Source organism: Desulfosediminicola flagellatus (assembly GCF_005116655.2).
GTDB lineage: Bacteria > Desulfobacterota > Desulfobulbia > Desulfobulbales > Desulfocapsaceae > Desulfopila > Desulfopila flagellata.
Map to the genome: position 1 here is coordinate 4888006 of NZ_CP050698.1, position 19109 is coordinate 4907114.

The 19109-nt window shown below is 43.6% G+C and carries 16 protein-coding genes; 6 read left to right on the plus strand and 10 right to left on the minus strand.

All coding sequences use genetic code 11. From position 1 onward, the window contains the following. Positions 1-287: 287 nt before the first annotated feature. The 3 genes from FCL46_RS20230 to FCL46_RS20240 are packed head-to-tail and all read right to left on the minus strand — an operon-like array spanning position 288 to position 3960. The gene (locus FCL46_RS20230; protein ID WP_136805930.1) at positions 288-1622 is read right to left on the minus strand and encodes a sigma-54-dependent transcriptional regulator; all 1335 of its coding nucleotides are present in this window, start codon (positions 1620-1622) and stop codon (positions 288-290) included. Beyond that, complete coding sequence (locus FCL46_RS20235) at positions 1619-2812, minus strand: two-component system sensor histidine kinase NtrB (RefSeq protein WP_136805931.1); 1194 nt, start codon at positions 2810-2812, stop codon at positions 1619-1621. The genes FCL46_RS20230 and FCL46_RS20235 overlap by 4 nt, the downstream gene beginning before the upstream one ends. Then, entirely contained in the window at positions 2812-3960 is a 1149-nt protein-coding gene (locus FCL46_RS20240) for an iron-containing alcohol dehydrogenase (protein WP_136805932.1), read from the minus strand. Before FCL46_RS20240 ends, FCL46_RS20235 begins: the two co-directional genes overlap by 1 nt. Before the next feature lie 330 nt (positions 3961-4290). Here FCL46_RS20240 and FCL46_RS20245 point away from each other — a divergent pair, with 330 nt between their 5' ends. Then, positions 4291-5121: a 50S ribosomal protein L11 methyltransferase gene (locus FCL46_RS20245; protein WP_136805933.1), complete on the plus strand. Its 831-nt coding sequence runs from the start codon at positions 4291-4293 to the stop codon at positions 5119-5121. 14 nt (positions 5122-5135) lie between these two features. Here the strand turns inward: FCL46_RS20245 and FCL46_RS20250 are convergent, their stop codons facing one another. From FCL46_RS20250 to FCL46_RS20260, 3 genes are all read right to left on the minus strand, one after another. Beyond that, the gene (locus tag FCL46_RS20250; RefSeq protein WP_136805934.1) at positions 5136-6119 is read right to left on the minus strand and encodes a protein kinase family protein; all 984 of its coding nucleotides are present in this window, start codon (positions 6117-6119) and stop codon (positions 5136-5138) included. A gap of 3 nt (positions 6120-6122) precedes the next feature. After that, positions 6123-6578, minus strand: coding sequence for a universal stress protein (locus FCL46_RS20255; RefSeq protein WP_136805935.1), 456 nt, complete (start codon positions 6576-6578; stop codon positions 6123-6125). 67 nt (positions 6579-6645) lie between these two features. Then, the gene (locus tag FCL46_RS20260; RefSeq protein ID WP_136805936.1) at positions 6646-7593 is read right to left on the minus strand and encodes a ketopantoate reductase family protein; all 948 of its coding nucleotides are present in this window, start codon (positions 7591-7593) and stop codon (positions 6646-6648) included. 293 nt (positions 7594-7886) lie between these two features. On the opposite strand from FCL46_RS20260, the gene FCL46_RS20265 reads away from it, so the two are divergent. The 5 genes from FCL46_RS20265 to nikR all read left to right on the plus strand — a co-directional run bounded on the left by FCL46_RS20265 (position 7887) and on the right by nikR (position 13005). Beyond that, on the plus strand, positions 7887-8711 hold the full coding sequence (locus FCL46_RS20265) for an amino acid ABC transporter permease (protein ID WP_136805937.1): 825 nt from the start codon (positions 7887-7889) through the stop codon (positions 8709-8711). 63 nt (positions 8712-8774) lie between these two features. Further along, a complete protein-coding gene (locus FCL46_RS20270; RefSeq protein ID WP_136805938.1) occupies positions 8775-9608 on the plus strand; it encodes a transporter substrate-binding domain-containing protein in 834 nt (277 codons plus the stop codon). A gap of 129 nt (positions 9609-9737) precedes the next feature. Continuing rightward, the gene (locus FCL46_RS20275) at positions 9738-10622 is read left to right on the plus strand and encodes an amino acid ABC transporter permease (protein WP_136805939.1); all 885 of its coding nucleotides are present in this window, start codon (positions 9738-9740) and stop codon (positions 10620-10622) included. Between the two features lie 265 nt (positions 10623-10887). Next, positions 10888-12261, plus strand: coding sequence for an MFS transporter (locus FCL46_RS20280; RefSeq protein WP_136805940.1), 1374 nt, complete (start codon positions 10888-10890; stop codon positions 12259-12261). 333 nt (positions 12262-12594) lie between these two features. Then, a complete protein-coding gene (gene nikR / locus FCL46_RS20285; protein ID WP_136805941.1) occupies positions 12595-13005 on the plus strand; it encodes a nickel-responsive transcriptional regulator NikR in 411 nt (136 codons plus the stop codon). Positions 13006-13115: 110 nt separating this feature from the next. Here nikR and FCL46_RS20290 read toward each other — a convergent pair whose 3' ends face one another. From FCL46_RS20290 to FCL46_RS20305, 4 genes are all read right to left on the minus strand, one after another. Then, the gene (locus tag FCL46_RS20290) at positions 13116-13622 is read right to left on the minus strand and encodes a PilZ domain-containing protein (protein ID WP_136805942.1); all 507 of its coding nucleotides are present in this window, start codon (positions 13620-13622) and stop codon (positions 13116-13118) included. Between the two features lie 828 nt (positions 13623-14450). Beyond that, positions 14451-14999, minus strand: coding sequence for a C-GCAxxG-C-C family protein (locus FCL46_RS20295; RefSeq protein WP_136805943.1), 549 nt, complete (start codon positions 14997-14999; stop codon positions 14451-14453). A gap of 151 nt (positions 15000-15150) precedes the next feature. Next, complete coding sequence (locus tag FCL46_RS20300; RefSeq protein ID WP_136805944.1) at positions 15151-17889, minus strand: PAS domain S-box protein; 2739 nt, start codon at positions 17887-17889, stop codon at positions 15151-15153. 47 nt (positions 17890-17936) lie between these two features. After that, the gene (locus FCL46_RS20305; protein ID WP_167505768.1) at positions 17937-18995 is read right to left on the minus strand and encodes an ABC transporter substrate-binding protein; all 1059 of its coding nucleotides are present in this window, start codon (positions 18993-18995) and stop codon (positions 17937-17939) included. Positions 18996-19109 lie beyond the last annotated feature (114 nt).

The following is a 19109-nucleotide window of genomic DNA, read 5'->3' on the forward strand; positions in this document are numbered from 1 at the left end:
GTTCTTATATAGCAAGCAGCGTGCCACAAATACAATCACAACATTATCAATCACTTATAGACATTCAATAAAGTTAAAAAGTGCTATAATGCCCCTTCACTCTATCTCAATATCAATTTGACTGATTACAACCAGCAATAAGATATCTATAACATACTGAATACAAAGGACTAATCTGAGAGAAGCGCGCGGAAGGGACAAAATGACCCGAACATTTTCCATTCGGGTCACTTTGATACACACAGAGTTATAGGGAGTTACGATGATTTACTTCAGGTGGGTAAAATTCAAATGACGGAGAATTGTGAGAGCTTTCTATATAATGTCTTTCTACTTATTCCGAGAGTATCTGCAGTTTTTTGTCTGTTCCCTGCACAATACTCGAGCATTTTCATAATGTGCTGCCGCTCTACAGACTCGAGACTCAGTGGGGCAAGTTGCTCTTCAGCCTGAACAACCAGATCGGCAGGCAGGCATCGCTCTGTAATCAAACCATTTTCTGCCAGAATAATAGATCGCTCAATAACGTTTCGCAATTCCCTGACATTTCCAGGCCAGTCGTAACGCAATATACAATCCATAGCATCATCAACCATCTGGAAGAGTGTATTATCAGGGCTAAGCGTAGCCAGAAAATAATTCACCAGTAAAGGTAGATCCTCCTTTCGCTCTCGAAGAGGAGGTATCTCAATAGTAAAAGCATTAATCCGGTGAAAGAATGCTTCATTGAACTGTCCCAGCTCTACCTCTTCAGCCAATTTTCGATTGGTCGCAAAGAGGAACCGGACATTAACCGAACGTTCTTCTTTCTCCCCGATCCGCCTGTAGGTTTTAGATTCCAGCGCCCGTAGAAGCGACGCCTGCACTTCAAGCGGCAATTCTCCTATTTCATCAAGAAACAGGGTTGAATCATTTGCGTACGCGAGCAGTCCCTCACGTGATTCCGTTGCACCCGTAAAAGCACCTTTGATATGACCAAACAGCTCACTGCGAGCCAGTTCTTTTTGCAGAGATGCACAGTTCTTGGCAATCATCGGATTTCCGGCACTGGCTGAACGCTGATGGATTAATCGCGCCACAACATCTTTACCAACACCTGATTCTCCGGTAATGAGCACTGGGATCCGCGCTGGTCCAACCTTATTAACTAAAAACTGGATATCCTCGATAACTTTGGCATTACCAATAAACTGAATTGTCGCTTTCGAGCTGTCCGCTGTATGCCTGAGCATAGCATTTTCACGGGCAAGCAGAACCCGCTGGTGTGCTTTTTCAACGATCATATCCAGCCTGTCGAGATTAAATGGCTTTCGGATAAAATCATATGCACCCAGCTTCATCGCTTCCACCGCAATATCAATATCACCATGCCCCGTAATCATGATCACTTCACAATCGGGTACAGATTCGCGGATAGCAATAAGCAACTCAAGCCCCTCTACATCAGGCAGACGAAGGTCAAGCAAAACGACATCAAACCAAAAATCGCGCACCATCCTGATACCGGTTGCACCATCTTCAGCCACATGAATTTCACGTGATGATGTTGCCAATTCATTTTGTAGAAGCCTGCGTATCGGCTCCTCATCATCAATAACCAGAATATTGTATTTCTTTCTCATGCTTCTATACCCGGTAATGAAACAGTAAACGTTGACCCTTTGCCGGGCGCACTCTCAACAGTAATCTCTCCGTTGTGGTTCTTGACAATAGAATAGCAGGTGGAAAGCCCGATCCCTACTCCTTTGCCAACCGGCTTTGTGGTGAAGAACGGTTCAAACAGTTTGTCCTGCTCTTCAAGCGGGATACCACAACCGCTGTCTTTAATTAACAAATCGACTCCATTACTCTCATTGGCAAAGGTGGAAACCCGTATCACTCCTCCATCCTTAGTGGCATCAAATGCATTAGTTAACAAATTAATTATTACCTGTTTAAGCTGTGATTCATCTCCGCGAATCAGAGGTAAACCTGCAATAAGACCAGTTTGAACAGATATGGATTGCTGCCGTTTGAAATGGTGTTTCAATATAAAAAGTGTGTCATTAACACACGCGTTAATATTAACCGGCCCCATGCTGCCGCCAATCGGACGGCTAAACGTGAGCAATGTCTGGACAATATCCCTACAGCGGAGACATTCATTAACTATGGTATCGGTATACTCCTTAAACTCTCCCAGAAGGTCTGGAGCAATCTTACCATCAAGTTTTTTTACTCGTCTCTGCAGCCCTTCGGCAAAACCATTTATCGCTGTAAGCGGGTTGTTAATTTCATGGGCAACGCCTGCTGCCAAGGTGCCCACAGTAGCCATTTTTTCCGCCTGATAAAATTGTGCCTGATATTCTTTTTCTAAAGAAACATCACGTTTAAAAACCAGAACCTGCCGAACTGAGCCCTGCTTTGTATCGAGCGGAGAGGCAATAATTTCATACTGCCTGTATTTACCGTTCACCTTATAAATACAGAGATCTTTAACGACCTCATCTCTATCAAGCGCCTTGCGGGCAGGACAAACATCACACGGTGTATCACAATTGCGCAAAACCTGATGACAAACCTTGCCCACAGGATCAATACCTGGATACCATTCAAAAAAAACATGGTTGACCCGCTGCACAATAAGATCTTCTGAAAGCACAACCATCATGTCGGTAATACCGTCAAGTAACGCCTGGTTTTCTTTGCGTTTTTCTTCAAGCTTGATGTTTGAGTTCTTTAACAGTTCAACTTTTTGCTGCAGCTCCTGATAAAATCCGAGTTTTGTATGCTCTATCCCTATCAGGTCGTGGAGCGTAGTTTTTCCTGCCATCACCATACCTCTTTACAGATCTGCAATAACTGCTCACTGGTTGCAGCCCGCGGATTTGTCAGGTTACATGCATCGTTTATGGCCATCTTGGCAATGGGCTCAAGGAATTTGTACCCTTCTTCACCTACCTCATCACGCAACTGCGTCGACACATCAAATATTGAGAAAAACTCAACAAGCTTATCAATTCCCTCAAGGGCCGTTCTATGATCAGAGCCTTTTTGCCCACCCAATATGATTCTGCCTATATCAGCCATTTTATCAACACAACTGTCGAGGTTAAAACGCATCACTGAAGCAAGCAATATTGGATGAATGACACCATGAGGAATATCAAATTGTCCACCTAATGAATGAGCCAGTGCATGCTCGGCACCAAGCCCGGCGTTACTAAAAGCGATTGAAGCTGAGACGGAAGCAATAGATAACTGCTCAAGAGCATCAAGTGATCTGGTTTCAACAGCAATCGGCAGATGCTTATGAATCAGTTCAATGGCTTTGAGTGAATGCATCTGGGTAAATGGTGAAGCAATTATAGAAAGATAGGCTTCAATGGCATGCGCCAGCGCATCTATTGCACTTTGAATAATTAAGGTTTCGCTTTTGGTACGAAGGATGAGCGGGTCAACAATAGAAATATTCGGGACAAGAGTCCGGGTAATAATGGACATCTTCACCGATCGTTCCATATCAGTAATAATTGCAAACTGGGAAATATCCGATCCGCTACCTGCTGTTGTGGTAATCAGCACCATTGGAGGCAAGGGTCGTTCAACCTTGTTGGCACCTTCATAATCCCGAATCCTGCCACCGTTATTAGCGAGAATAGCTATGCCCTTGGCTGTGTCCATAGGGCTGCCGCCACCGATGGCGATGATCACATCAGCACCGTTTTTCATATAAAGCTCAGCACCCTGTTCAATCTCAAAGTCTCTGGGGTTTGAGGTGACACCGGGGTAATAGACCCATTCGATCCCTTCTTTTTTCAAGATGTCCATTAACCGTTGAAGCCAGCCAGCCTCTTCGATTCCTGAATCACTCACGAGAAAAACTTTTTTGCCACCGAGCCTTAAAGCGCATTGCCCTGCGTATTGTAAACTTCCTCTGCCAAAAATAATTTCTGGTATTGCAAACTTAACGGTGTCCATCGGCGTCATTAACCTTCGAGTTAACAGTTTTTAATAATCTGCAATCGATTAATTGATACTAAAATGCTACGACCTTCAAATGCCCATTTCACATTGACCAGCCATTTAACCTAGCGTATTTATACCGTTCAAACAAATATTATTACACTAGAAGTCCCGTCTGCCATAGACCTCTAACCAAAAATCCGGGCTGGAGGATTTCAACAATACGAATTTGAGCTTTGCCCCCCTCAAAGAAAAGGGGTATATACAATAACCTGTTGAAGGGACGTATAATCCAGCATTATCATGTTTTTTTTGCTGTTAATATAAAAACTTCCGGTCACGAGAATGCAGACAAACACATTACACCCCGAATCGACCCTGCATATTTATTATCTAGAAGGAACAATCCCGAAATCCCATTCATTCAGCCACCACAGTTTTGTCGGCAACTGGGAGGAAGACGGTTTCTCATTTCTCTTTTATCTTGAGCCGGTAATAGATGAAGTGGAATTGATACAGCACAAATATACTCACCTGCAATTGCTCGACAGCTATGAAATGACCTATGCAGAATGGCAGGGTGGTTCTATTGAGCCGGTAACTATAGGCAGGTTTGTCCTTCAACCACCATGGGAGGATAATCCGGTCGAAGAGGGATACATTCCGCTCATACTCAATTCTGGAGTAGTGTTCGGCAACGGTACCCATCCGACTACTCGTGATTGCCTCGAAGCCATTGAAATAGCCATGCACGGTAATATGGTGCAGTCGATGATCGATCTAGGCACCGGTACAGGGGTACTTGCACTTGCGGCTGCGAAACTTGGCTGTCCCAAATGCCTGGCCATCGACTTCAACCATCTTGCAGCCCAGACCACCCATGCCAATGTTGTCATTAACGGTCTTGAGAAAAACATTCTTACTGTCAGCGGTAAAGCAGAAGAGTTGCTTGCGCAGCCCAGCGATCTGCTTGTTGCCAATATTCATTATGCCGTGATGAAAGATATTGTCCGAACTGAGGGTTTTCTTAAACAGAAATGGTTCATACTGTCAGGATTGTTAAACAGTGAAGCTGAGATGATTGCTGAGCACCTTGAAACACTGCCTGTGGTCATCATTAAGCGCTGGCACCAGAACGGCGTTTGGAATACGTTTTTGGGAATAACTGAAGAGTAATAGATTAAAAAAAATCACCAAATCTTGGCTACAGCCCTATGCAGATCTTCGCAAAATTCATCAACCGTGTCATACATGACATCGGTGCCCGTCGAAAAATAGAGCAGAATATCGTTTAGCGGTTCCGGAATATAAGGGTATATCTTTTTCAGATTAAATACCCTATCCTGAGCAACCAACGCCAAGTCACCTGTATCCAGAGAATTAAACACCTTCCTTCCAAAAAGAGGATTTTCAAGGAGCGCAGTCGGGCGAAATGTATTCTGACCAAGAAGAAAAAGCAGCACATTGCCAAGCCCAAACAAATCCATGGCATACGGGCGTTCCGGCAGGTAGAAATCATAATCAAAATCTATCCAGCAGAAATGCCCATCACTGCGATCCACAAAAATATGGTCGCGACGAATATCACCATGCTTTAATCCATGACTGTGTAACATCACAATAGATTCAACAGATACCAGAAAACGGCGAAGCACATCCGGAAGATGATTTTCAAAGTAATCAAGATGACTCTCCCCCATACTGTACACGGCCTTATCTAATCGTCTGCCATTAACTATATCAAGAATCCGCACCAGGTTACCGACCGCATCAAGCGCCGCATATCCCTGCATAAAGGAAGGATTTCCCCTTGTCAGCTCTATCACCTGAGCTTCTTTTTCAGGGCTTCTGTAGCAGGTCACCTCAAGATCGCCAAGCCGGATCATGTACCTCTCATGAAATACCAGTTTTACAATATTTCTTTCCCCGCTCACCAGATCATAGACTTTGGGAACCCATTGTTTGGGTTGCTCGTCGACGCCGAATCGCCCTTCTCTGGTATAACCAACCACCAGCAGATAGCGATTATCCACATGGATAATATCGCCGTAGTCAATGTTGACAAAATCGCTTGTGTCAGCACAAAGGCGCGGCTGCCGGCGCTGTGAGCGCATAGCAGGATGCTTTTTCAAACGAGGCAGAATATGTTCGGGAAAACGGCTCCAGTCAACCATGGCTTAACCGACTATCCAGGAAGTGAAGTTTTTGCTGTGACGAGCCAATGCATTCGATATAGAGCCGAATAAAAACTCTTCCGCCTTCGACACTCCACGCTTACCTGCCACAACTGTGCCATAATCTCCTTCAGACTGCATATCGAGAACCACTTCACTTATTGTCCTGCCCTCAGCCATTATGGCCTTTTGACTGAGACGATCCTTTAACACCCCTGCCTGAACAAGAATTTGTGTCGCTTCGTTGAACATTTCCGTCGCACGCGACTCACGCATTGCTATATATTTATTAAGCCTGCCCCCCTGCGTGTAATAATCGGGAGGGGGCTGGGGATAAACATTTATGATACAAATTTCCACATTCTCAATCAGGGGCGCAATTTTGCTCACATAAAGCACAGCACGTGCCGATGTCTCGCTGCCATCAACCGCTAGCAAAATTTTTTCCCAGTTGCTCATTGTCACCCTCTTTCAGCAAAATCTTAGGTTTTCATATAGTGATCCGATAGTGGTTCCCTGAGTGAAATCAAAACTGCTCCATACCCGGTCTCCACTTTTCCAGAAGTTTTATCAGCTCTACCATTGTCTGATGTGTCGGGACCGGCACTCCGGATAAAGCAGCAAACCTGCATATCGCACCATTCTGGGCATCAATCTCGGTAAGCCTGTCATTTAAGATATCCTGAAGCATTGAAGAGAGGTTATTCGAACTCCTCTGACAGGCATCAAAAAGCAATTCATACAGGTCGCCATAAACAAGATCGATGCCGTTGGCATCCGCCACCGCCTTCCCCTCATCCAGTAAGCGTTTCATAAGGGTAATAGATTCCATCTTACCGGTCAGACATCCATTAGGAACTTTCAGCAGAGAAGAGAGCGGATTAATTGCGGAAAACACAATAACTTTGCACCAGAGACGTCCGATAATTCTACTTACTACCTGAGTTGTTATGCCACTGGCCTCAAAGACGTTGGCGATTTTTTGGACCCGATCCGTTATATCACCGTTCAGTTCGCCAATATATGTTTTGCCCTCACGGCCATATCGGACTTTTGCCCCGCCAAGCGCAGTCCCTGACATAAAGGTAAAACCGGCAAGGATATGATCCCGCGGCACAACCTGCTCCATGACTTCAATATTACCGAGCCCAGTTTGGACACAAAGAAGCGGACAATTCGGACCTATAAGATGTGCGACAGACTCTGTAGCCTTTCTGGTAGAAAACGATTTAACCATCAATAACACAAGATCACTTTCTGAAATCAACTTCCCATCAGTTATGGCTGTCACCGCGACCTGCGTTACCATATCCGGATCATCCATGTCATTGACCAGCACACCAATACCATCATCCTGCATGGCCCCGACGACATCATTGTCAATATCAAGAAGGGTTACCTCGTTCTTGCTTTTTGCCAGATATGATCCAAAAAGCCTGCCAATTGCTCCGCCACCAACAATAACAATTTTCATGTGTGCTCCTTATTGATGTTGAACAACCGTTTTCGAAAAATTCTTCTTTTATTTGAGTACCCGGAACCGTGTTCCCCGATGCCAGTAGCCGCCTCTCTTTCTATTTTATAGTTTGGCTAACGTGAAATCAAATACAAGAACCACTTTAGCACCATTCTTCCTCTCACTTTGGGTGTCAGCATTCTTCGAAAAGAAAAGATAAATTGCGCATAGCAATTTCATTAATATTCAGGTACGCTCAAGGGGATATTGAGAAAAACTTCTATTCTTATTGAGATCTTAATTTAACTCAGATGACACCCTCACCAGCATACTCTGCACCGGAAAAAAGTCGAATCCGGGCTATCTTGCGCTCGCCATTTATTGATGTACTCCAGTTCCTTTTACTTGTCTGGGGACTGTACTGGCTGGCAACTATCAGCATAGACAATATTGGTTACAACTGGCAGTGGTATCAAATCCCTCGATATATTTATACTTTCGATGAAAGTGGATTCACTGCCGGGCCGCTGCTACAGGGACTTTGGATCACTCTGCAAATTTCCGCAATAAGTCTCATTTTTTCACTCATTATCGGTCTAGTGACCGCAATTTTCCGTCTTTCTTCATCGCCGGTTGCCAGCACACTTGCGCGTATGTACCTTGAGATCAGCAGGAACACTCCTCTGCTAATCCAGATTTTTTTCATCTACTTTGTGCTCGGACCGGTACTTGGATTAGAACGACTGCCTTCAGCAATCCTTGCACTCAGCCTCTTTGAAGGTGCCTATGCATCAGAGATTTTCCGCTCCGGTATTCTCTCTGTACCCAAAGGACAATACGAAGCGGCATACAGCATGGGCCACAGCAGTTTTCACACCTATCGCTATATCATTATGCCACAGGCCGTGCGCACAATGCTGCCGCCACTAACCAGTCAGACAATATCACTCGTTAAAGACTCTGCGCTGGTCAGCACTATCGCCATATATGATCTAACCATGCAGGCTCAGGCACTCATCGCCGAAACATATCTTACCTTCGAGATCTGGTTTACAGTTGCGGCAATGTACCTTGTTGTCACCATTTTTCTATCAGCACTTGTGAGTGTGATGGAGCGACGCATGAAGCTCCCATGACCTAACATGTACTTTTTGTATTTGATAAGCAATACACCTAAATTCAACATTGGAGGAAATCCCATGAAGAAGACTGTAGTATCAACACTGCTATTCGCTCTGGCCTTTCTGTTTTGTATACATGGCACTGCATTCTCTGCAACTACCACTCAGCAAAAACTCGTTCAGGAAAGCACCATTGAGCAGGTAATGAAGCGTGGAGTTCTCAGGGTAGGCATGGATATTTTTCAACCGTGGGCCATGAAAGACAAAAATGGCAAGCTGATCGGTTTTGAGATTGATGTCGCAACCCGCCTTGCAGAAGACATGGGCGTAAAAGTGGAATTTGTCCCTACTGCATGGTCCGGAATTATTCCTGCTCTTTTGACAGGTAAATTCGATGTAATTATTGGCGGAATGGGCATCACCCCGAAACGTGCACTCAAGGTAAATTTCTCTCAGCCATATGAATTTTCAGGCATGTCAATCGTTGCCCACAAAGAACTTGCCGCAGGTTTTAACACGCTCGAGAGCTTTAACAACAAAGATGTCCAGATTGCTGTTAAACTTGGCACCACGGCTGCTGCGGCTGCAAAAAAATATATGCCGAATGCACAGCTACGTATGTTTGATAATGAGACCCAGGCGTATCAGGAACTGCGTAACGGCAAGGTCCATGCGGTAGTTGGTTCTGCACCACGCCCTGCCTATGAGGCTGTAGATTATGCCGACAGCCTCTTCCTACCGATGCAAGAGACCTTTACCAAAGAGCCTATTGGTTTTGCCCTGCGCAAAGGTGATTCTGACACACTGGCCTACTTCAACAGCTGGATCACTGTTGTTTCCCTTGAAGGTTGGCTGCAGGAACGACACAGCTACTGGTTCGGCACAAAAAACTGGATCGATCAAGTGGAATAATTTTACGCTTTCATTGTAATACGTTTCTATACCCTGGCGGGCACGACGTTACTTTTTGGTTACATCGTGCCCGCTACTCTTACCAGCATTGAAATCCGAACATAACGCAGCCACCTATCCAATATCATTATGTATCACCAGAAAAAACGTCTGACTCTTCTTGACTGGCTTGCTATTGCATCGGTTATCGCCATTATTGGATTTATCGCTTTCCGTCTATTCTATTCCCTGAACTACAAATGGAACTGGGGAATTATCCCTACCTATATGTTCCGCTATAATGAAGAGACGGGCAGCTGGTCTGCCAACATCCTGCTGGAAGGATTCTTCACCACTCTCAGATTGAGCGTCTGGGGAATGATACTGGCAGTAATTGCCGGTGTAGTTATGGGTATCATGCGGATCACAAAACGTCTTGTGTTCAAGATGATCGCAATCAGTTATGTAGAACTGATTCGCAATACCCCACCACTTGTGCTGGTCTTTATATTTTACTATTTTGTCAGCGATCAGATTTTGCCCCTACTTGGGATCGAAGAATTCTACCGCGCTGCTGGCCCTGCTCTGCAGAATAAGCTCGCCTTTTTTACCGCCCGTCCTGAGTTAATATCACCTTTTCTTTCAGGTGTGCTGACTATTGGCCTTTTTCAGGGTGCCTATATAACTGAAATTGTGCGCGCAGGTATCCAGTCAATCGATATCGGGCAATGGGAGGCGTCAAGCGCTCAGGGGTTCTCTAAATTTCAACAGATGCGTCATATCATTATGCCCCAGGCAACCCGGATAATGCTTCCTCCTCTGGCTAATGAATTTATCAACACCATTAAATATTCTTCGATTGTCTCAATTATATCCATTCAGGAACTTACTTTTCAGGGAATGCAGGTAATGGCATCCACCCAGGCCACAATCGAAATCTGGATAACCATTACTGTTATGTATCTCGCAGTCTGTCTCTGCCTCTCACTGCTTGTATCGAAGCTGGAAAACCGGCTGGCTATCACTGAACAATAACATCGTTCTACGTTGCACCACCTGCCTGAAGCCTCCCTTTACATCAGTTTTTCACACCTCAATGAAATTTTAATTCTTTTGCCATGCTCTCTGGTGTACTTATGGTTATTGAAGTTCAGGTACCGTAAATCTCGTTTTATTCAATATAAAGGTATCTTGGGTAATCTGTAATTTCGTCCAGGCAAAACGCTGGAAACCGGCCGATAGTATTCACGCGTATACACTTCGAAATTGCAATTATTCCGGGTGACCATAAGGGGCACAGATGTCGCCTGTACCATCACCATTTTCAATCCGGAATATCAAACTGTTCATTGCCTTTCGGATTTTCTTTAATGCCAGGTTCTACTACCCTGTTTTCACCATCCTCTTTCTCGATTATGGTCTTACTATTGAGCAATTCGCTCTTTTAAATACCGTCTGGGCCATCACCATCGTCTGCGCAGAGGTTCCCTCAGGGGCGCTTGCAGATATCATTGGCAGAAAACAGCTTATTGTTGCGACATCACTACTGATGGTGGTCGAAATGGGCATCATCGCCTTCATACCACTTGACAATATCAGCCTCGTTTTCTGGGCTTTTCTGATCAACCGAGTTTTAAGTGGATTGGCTGAGGCAATGGCAAGTGGAGCCGATGAAGCCATCGCCTACGATTCCCTTGCCGATCTGGGATTAAAAGATCAGTGGCCCAAGGTTCTCAGTCTCCAGATGCGGTTAAAGTCAATAGCCGGGATAATCACAGCATCCACTGGTGCACTGATCTACGATCCAGATATGATCAACAGATTCATGCACTGGTTGAATCTGGAGACAACAGTAAACCAGCAGCAGAGTATGCGGTTCCCAATCTACCTTACGCTTATTCTGGCATTTTTCTCTACAGCCACATCACTGATGTTTGTTGAAAGCGGCAATAATAGTCGCCCCGCAGATAATGGCAGAGGATTGTATATTAACATGGTTACCGCAATGAAAATGACCATGAAGGCGGGAAGATGGATACTGCAAACACCTTTTGCCCTGGCCATAATTGTTTGCGGAATGTTTTATGACCATATTCTTCGGATGCTGATCACCATGACCAGTCAGTACTTTAGGCTTATACAGTTACCTGAAGCAAGTTTTGGTGTTATCAGCGCTGCGCTATCACTTCTCGGCCTTATAATCCCGAAAATCTGCGAGAACATGGTGGAAAAGAACAGTCCACAAAAAAATATGCTGATTCTTTTTGCCATCACCGTGACCGGACTGTTTCTGTTATCCGGTTTTTATCCGTATATAGGGCTTGTACCTGTGGGTACAGTGTATATAGGCATCATGATGGTCAGCTTCTTTACAAGTCATTACCTCAACCGTATCACCAGTTCTGATCAACGTGCAACGGTACTCAGTTTTAAAGGGCTGGTCTTTAATCTTGGATATGGTCTGATAGGTGTATTCTTTGCAGTCCTTATGCAGCAGATGCGTGTCCATCAGGGGAAAATCAACCCGCAGTGGAACGCGGAACTCATCGAACAACAGAGTTTTATAGCATCTGTAGGGTGGTTTCCCTGGTATACATTGCTTATGTTTTGCCTGCTCCTACTCTTTTTCCGAAGATTGCTCTGCAAGGTTTCAGATCATAAAGTGAGAGGATAAAGCCACAAGCTAGTGCTCTGTAAATCTTTAAATGTCGCAAAGATTGTTCCGCAATTTTAGTGAACTGCGAGGCACGAATGAAGGAGCATAGCAGCGATATGTGACTGAGTGAGAAACGAAGTCAGTGTGCTAAAAGGGCGAACAAGATCCGACAGGTAAAGGTTTACAGAGCACTAGTACTGAGGTTTAATAAAAGGATGAAATGCCAATTGAAACTCATTAGTAAGCAATTGTTTCTTGTGCTATAGTGCGTCTTAACGATTACAGTGTTTTTATATGAAGAGTGTTCGTTTTTTCTACGTAATCGACATTATCAGAGGAGAATAGAATCCCATGCTGAAAAGGTTTTCCATATCACTTGAAGAAAACTTACTTGAGATCTTTGATAAGCATATCAAGGCGCGAAGTTACAACAATCGTTCCGAGGCTATCAGGGACCTTATTCGTAAAGCATTTGTGAAAACAGAATGGGAAGCGGACAAGAAGGTTATGGGGGTAATCAGCCTGGTGTATGACCATCATCAACACAAACTCCAGGAAAAGGTGACAGAAGTCCAGCACGATTACCACCATCACATCGTCTCGACCACCCATGTCCATATGGATCATGATAATTGTCTGGAGGTAATCATCGTCAAAGGAAAAGCCAAAGAAGTCCAGGATCTGGCTGACAGACTAATCGCCCTGCGGGGAATTCGGGACGGTAACCTGGCTATGAGCAGTACCGGAAAAAAACTTCATTAGCTGGAATTTCCAATAAGTACAATCTCAGAAAAACGGTATGCGGGTATCAGAAAGTGATACGTGCGTCTCCGAAGAGACTAGAGGGGGGGATATTCAGAAACTGCTACCCATTATAATCCGGTACGCAGATAGAAACCAAGATTTTTATCATACGCTCTATCCTGGATGAAACTGCATCCTATATTGTTCCCGGTAACAGCCTTAACTGAAAAGTTTTTTCTGACACGAGTGCTGTTCTTATCATCCAGCTCAAAATCAATACTTCCTTTCTGGCCTTCCCTAATAGTGTGGTTGGTTGCAACCTCAAAGCAAATTCCACCAAATGAGATATTTTTAACCTTTGCCTGGCCTCTGTTTCTAAGCTCAACTTCAATCGAGTATCGGCCTATGAGGTCAGTTGATTTCCGATACGACTGTCTATAATCCAGATACGTCTTAAAAATCGTTGAACATGAACATCGTACATTGACGACCGACTTTCGTTTCGCCATTGAGAGCACGGAAATCTCTTTTGCTTTTCCGCAATGGGGACAAACGATAATAGCTCTCCCGTCTTCCCTCACAAAAGCCTTTTTCAATGGCATTCCATCAAAGGACAGACTCACTTTTTCGCCCATAAATTGCACCTGATTTATTACTTAACGTATACCAATTTCTCTTCTCACTAACCAATTTCCCTAACGACAGATTCATAAAATTAACATAAGCATCATACAAAATAGTGACAAAAAAAACAGAAGAAATTAAATACTTAAAAAACTTGCACAGAGGAGTAACAATTACAACACAAAACGTTAATTCAGATAGATAAAGCTGTTCTCTCACAGATTCATAACTGAAATTTCTGATCTATCTCCTGGATGGGATTTTCAACGAAAGCCCCATCCCTCAACACATCCAATTATCAGTCATGCTCTATCTCTTAACTCAACGAATCAGTATGGTTATGCCGTACATATCCAGCTGAAGGACCATAAGGATAAAGATGAAATTCGTAAATCGCTCAAGGAACTGCATCGCCCGCATCTCAAAAGTGTCGGCACTAGATTAGATGATAAAGGCAAATTAATAGTGGCCGGGTATTTTATTCTGGATAGAGAAAACAACCATGAATAAGAAAAGTTGCCTCTTCAACCCGCTGCAGAAGTACAAGTATCTGAAAAGAGATGCTTATACTCAAATGGAGAAACCATCAATAGAATGGAAAATTTCTGCGAAACGTATAAGACAATGACTGATTAGCAATCAGGCCATGCACAACGACTAAGCTATAAACGCAATTAATTATAAGAAAATACTTAATCTCAAAAAGCAGCATGCCTAAGTCAGCTGGAGGTCGATCAATAAGGATTTCTCGCCTACTCCCTTGCTGTAAGCATGTAAACTGAACTACAGCTAGCAGGGATAACTGACTCTTCATATTATCTTATCAACAGCAATCGATATCAGGCACCCTCTTTCAAATTCTCGACATTTTTGCCAAAAGGTTCAGAGCTAAGGGTTTTCTGGTCACCTGTAATGAGTTCTGCAGCATACCGAGCCATATCGGTGATAATTTCACGACAGTATAGTGCATGTTCCCTGCAAAGCCAGTCATCACGCCATTCTGCTGCTATTTCCCTGCAAAGCGTGTGGCCATATTTTTCTTCCGCCATATTGGGAATCTTATTAAACAGTCTGTAAAGACCAGGTTTGCCATAAAGCGCCTCTTTGGCTATAGCCATCTTATTCTCCCCTTCCGGGAGTGTGCTACGACCATGAACAGCGCTCACAGATATAATTGCACCGGTTATTGCGCCACAGGTATCTCCAAACAAACCGATCCCACCACCAAATCCAGTTGCGATTTTCAATGTTTCTTTCGGTAATCCCACATCAATTTGCCCCAAAACAGCTTCAACGACACATTCGGCACAGTTAAATCCTTTGGAAAAATTTTTCCTGGCCCTTTGACTTACTTCGGCTGCAACATCACGTTTTTCCGGAGCTTCCATAATACCTCCCAAAGCTGATAAATGAGTAGTTGGAATCTGTAAGGGATATGAAAATTAAGCGTCATGGCATTCTAAAACAATCTAACTCCAACACGTTACCTGATCCAACTAAAGTCGTCAACAGAGTCAGTACGCGCCAACGTCCTGAAAATCACTCTACTCCTATTTTTTGATGGAGAATGTTTGCAATACCCTTCATGGTGAGCGGCTTTAGGGCAAACGCCTGTATTCCCATCTTGTGCGCAGACTCTTTGTTTACGAGGCTGCTATAACCGGTACAAAGAACTATCGGAAGTTCAGGTCGTATCTTCAAAATTTGACGTGCCAACTCGGTACCTGTCATTTCGGGCATCGTCTGATCCGTCACAATCACATCAAACTTTTCAGGATACTTTTTAAAGGTCTGAAGAGCATCCTCCGCCCTATACTCGACAGTGACATTATACCCCAACCGCTCCAGCATTTCCTTGCCCATATCAGCAAGCATCTTTTCATCATCAACAAACAATACCTCTCCATGGCCCCGGGGAATTTCTTCTCGAATGTCTTCAACATGAAACTTTTCATCACCTAAATCTGGAAGATAGATATGGAATTCCGTCCCTTCTCCTACTACACTTCTCACATTGATCATACCGCCAGACTCTGCGACAATACCATGGATAATAGAGAGCCCCATTCCTGTCCCTTTCCCATGTTCCTTTGTGGTAAAAAACGGATCAAATATTCTTTCAAGTACCTCCGGCTCAATACCTGCACCTGTATCTGAAACGACGACTTCAACATATTTACCAGCAATCCCTTTAGGCTGCAGCCGACTATCCCCCTCTTTAATAAATGTGGATCGCAGGTCTATCCGCAAAATGCCACCAGTCTGCTCCATAGCGTGATTGGCATTTGTACACAGATTCATCAATATCTGGTGGATATGTGTAGTATCGGCCAGTACTAAACCACATTTCGGGCTAAGTTCTGATTCTATACTGATTGTGGTGGGAATAGATGACCGAAGCATAGTGAGTACTTCCTCGATAATCGGCTGCAATTTTCGGGGAATGCATTCTATTTTAGAGTTTCTGCTAAAGGACAAAATCTGATAGACAAGAGATTTTGCACGGTAGCTTGCTGACTGAATTTTTTCCAGATTGTTCATCAGAGGCGAATCTTTAGCAGATGTCGCTATTGCAAGTTCGGTATACCCTATAATCACAGCGAGTATATTATTAAAATCATGAGCAATGCCTCCTGCAAGTATGCCTATGGCCTCCATTTTTTGAGCTTGCCGGAGTTGCATTTCCATTGCTGCTTTTTCTTCTTCAGCCTTTCTCCTTGGTCGGATATCCCGCATCATTGTTCGACCCGAAACAACAACGCCATTTTCAAAATGCGGGGTGGAATTCAGTTCCACATCAATTTTTTCTCCATGCCTACTTATTAATGCAGTCTCGAACAGATATACAGGCTTACCTCTAAAAATCTGCTGCAAATTCTTTTCTGCGACGTCCATACTATCCGGGTGAATAATATCCCGCAGTTTTTTGCCTACAAATTCTTCCCTGGCATATCCCATGACCTCGAGTTCTTTAGGATTTGCATCAATTATCACACCGTCTTTATCTATGATATGGATCATATCCAAAGCACCATCGAATAAACCACGGTACTTTTCTTCGCTTTTTTTGAGCAGGTCTACGGACTCCTTTCGTTTTTCGAGCATGGAGTTGAACACTGAAGCGACTTCCCCAAATTCGTCATTGTTCTCCACCTCGACCTTATGATCGAGATCACCCTGACTCAATCGAGATATCCCCTCGCTCAAACTGTTCAGCGGTACTCTCACCATTTGATCTAGTTTGTATATAAGAAAGACACAGGCAAGAGTAAGAATGACAAACACAGTGATCACCTGTGATTGAAGACGTGAGTAGGGTTTTAAAGCTTCACTCAATTGATGAGAAATAATAATTATCCAGTCAAAGCCCTTGAAAAAACCAACTCCTGCAGCTGTGGATGATGAGTAAATCCTCTTCTGATTGCCTTCTCCGACAATAAACGATCCTGTATTTTTTTTGACCTGCTGAAAGTAATATTCGGTGTTGATATCATCAAGAAAACGATGTGGCCGGGTAGAATAGATGAGCTTTCCCGGGCTGGTTGATATCTGGATCTGGGTAGTATCAAATTTTCTAAAATTGACCTCCGCAGATCTAATAATATCTTTCACATCAAGGCCAGCAAGAAGAACTCCGGCGAATTTCCCGTAGCTATCATCAATCCTGACAGCGAGGTCGACTTCATAGTTCAACGCGCTCTGATCGTAACTCATTTGTCCGAGATAAATGCCATCGTCCCGAGCACGTTGCCACCATTCTTCATCGCTCTGATCATAATCAGCACTTTTAGAGGTGATAGCGACAACCCCACCAAAACGATTAGTTACTATGATTCCATTGATCAACGTATACCCGTAATACTTACCGGGACTGGAAATGAAAAGCTCACGAAGCTGTTGTGAGAGTTCACTTGAGAGAAGTCTCTGCATAGCGGGTGTTACAATATTTCTATCAACAGATCGCCACTCTAGGTCTTTCTCCTCAAGATGCCGTTTGACATTTTGAACCTGATAATATCTGATATTAGAGACTGACAAGACCTCTTGAAAGATAGAGCTGTCTGTATAGATCTGCAGCTGAGTCGAAAGATCAAAAATCCGGTGATCCATGCGCTTAATCAACTCTTCAGCAAGAAGAACCGAACTTTTACCTATTTCATCAACATACACCCTCTTTTGCACCTGGAGCGCGTAATATGACATCAAAACAAGAAGCAGCATGAGCACCAGATAGGCACTCGCTAGTTTAAACCTGATAGGTAATTTTATTTTATTCATTACATTGGTTTACAGCTGGGAAATACATTTGTGTTGTATATGCATAACTACTCAAGATAATGAATTTTACCGCCTACAACTCTTGCAGGGTAAAGAGAAAAATTCAAATAATGTTCCCCTTCCTGCTTTTCTATATAACCAAACACACCGGGATAACTAAACTGGCTCAGCAATCTGCTCCGGACAGTATCTCTGCTCAGGTGTTTATTTTCGAGTAAACCTGCAACAATGTGAATAAAGTCATATCCATTTGCAGCGAAATGTGTGAATTTTTTCAGGTATCGCTCCTCATAGCGCTTCTTCGTGGAGTTAGCATAAGCGTTGTTGAAATTGTATAATACCGGTGCAGGAAGGTAGATGTCGTTGTATTTGGTCGATAAAAGATTAAGACTTGCCAAACCTGAATCAGCTAAAATGATACCGGAATAGTGCCTCGCCCGAAGCTCTCTCAAAATCTCTGCCAAATTATCTGTAAACCCAGTTACATATATTGCATCGCACAGGTCAGTCAAAGTGGAATATTTGACACTTCCCGGGCTACTGTATTCAAATGACTCTGAAAGAATCTTTCGTTCCGGCCCGGTGAAGGACGTTCGTAATTTTTTTTCGTATAGCCTGCCCAGCTGGTCATTCTGATAAATAATTCCTAGTTTCTTCACGTTCAATTGCTCAAGTATCTGGTGTATAGGCAACACCTCCTGCTCTACAGTGGAAAAATAGCTAAACGTCCAGTTTTGCCTGTGTACTTCCTGCTGAATGGATGACGCCAGACCACCTATAACCACAGAATATTTCTCAGCAACAGAACCAAGTTCCAGCGAAATGATGTCAGTGACGCTTATGTAAAATAATGGCTCAGCATTCCTTTCCAACTCGACAAATGCCCGCCTGATCGATGCTGCATCAAGGTAAGACTCTGAGACGATAAGATCTATGTGTTTTCCATTAACTCCACCATTCTCATTTATTTCATGTGATGCCAACTCCAACCCTTCAATAACATATCGAGTTTCAGTAACAGGTCCATTCATAGGCAATACAACAGCTACAATAATTTTCTCATTATTGGGCGAACATGATGCCAGAACGATCAAAATCATGATCATAAATATTCTATTAGGTGAAAAATATTGCATATATTAAAGCTGGTTAAGTTGTGTAAAGCATCATGCAACTCATGTCAGGCAAGATCAAACCATATCGGAAGGAATCCTCAACAA

Bases quoted from the DNA above. Each gene is read 5' to 3' on its own strand.
- FCL46_RS20230 (WP_136805930.1), bottom strand. From the start codon at position 1,622: ATGAGAAAGAAATACAATATTCTGGTTATTGATGATGAGGAGCCGATA.
- FCL46_RS20235 (WP_136805931.1), bottom strand. From the start codon at position 2,812: ATGGCAGGAAAAACTACGCTCCACGACCTGATAGGGATAGAGCATACA.
- FCL46_RS20240 (WP_136805932.1), bottom strand. From the start codon at position 3,960: ATGGACACCGTTAAGTTTGCAATACCAGAAATTATTTTTGGCAGAGGA.
- FCL46_RS20245 (WP_136805933.1), top strand. From the start codon at position 4,291: ATGCAGACAAACACATTACACCCCGAATCGACCCTGCATATTTATTAT.
- FCL46_RS20250 (WP_136805934.1), bottom strand. From the start codon at position 6,119: ATGGTTGACTGGAGCCGTTTTCCCGAACATATTCTGCCTCGTTTGAAA.
- FCL46_RS20255 (WP_136805935.1), bottom strand. From the start codon at position 6,578: ATGAGCAACTGGGAAAAAATTTTGCTAGCGGTTGATGGCAGCGAGACA.
- FCL46_RS20260 (WP_136805936.1), bottom strand. From the start codon at position 7,593: ATGAAAATTGTTATTGTTGGTGGCGGAGCAATTGGCAGGCTTTTTGGA.
- FCL46_RS20265 (WP_136805937.1), top strand. From the start codon at position 7,887: ATGACACCCTCACCAGCATACTCTGCACCGGAAAAAAGTCGAATCCGG.
- FCL46_RS20270 (WP_136805938.1), top strand. From the start codon at position 8,775: ATGAAGAAGACTGTAGTATCAACACTGCTATTCGCTCTGGCCTTTCTG.
- FCL46_RS20275 (WP_136805939.1), top strand. From the start codon at position 9,738: ATGTATCACCAGAAAAAACGTCTGACTCTTCTTGACTGGCTTGCTATT.
- FCL46_RS20280 (WP_136805940.1), top strand. From the start codon at position 10,888: ATGTCGCCTGTACCATCACCATTTTCAATCCGGAATATCAAACTGTTC.
- nikR (WP_136805941.1), top strand. From the start codon at position 12,595: ATGCTGAAAAGGTTTTCCATATCACTTGAAGAAAACTTACTTGAGATC.
- FCL46_RS20290 (WP_136805942.1), bottom strand. From the start codon at position 13,622: ATGGGCGAAAAAGTGAGTCTGTCCTTTGATGGAATGCCATTGAAAAAG.
- FCL46_RS20295 (WP_136805943.1), bottom strand. From the start codon at position 14,999: ATGGAAGCTCCGGAAAAACGTGATGTTGCAGCCGAAGTAAGTCAAAGG.
- FCL46_RS20300 (WP_136805944.1), bottom strand. From the start codon at position 17,889: ATGAATAAAATAAAATTACCTATCAGGTTTAAACTAGCGAGTGCCTAT.
- FCL46_RS20305 (WP_167505768.1), bottom strand. From the start codon at position 18,995: ATGATCATGATTTTGATCGTTCTGGCATCATGTTCGCCCAATAATGAG.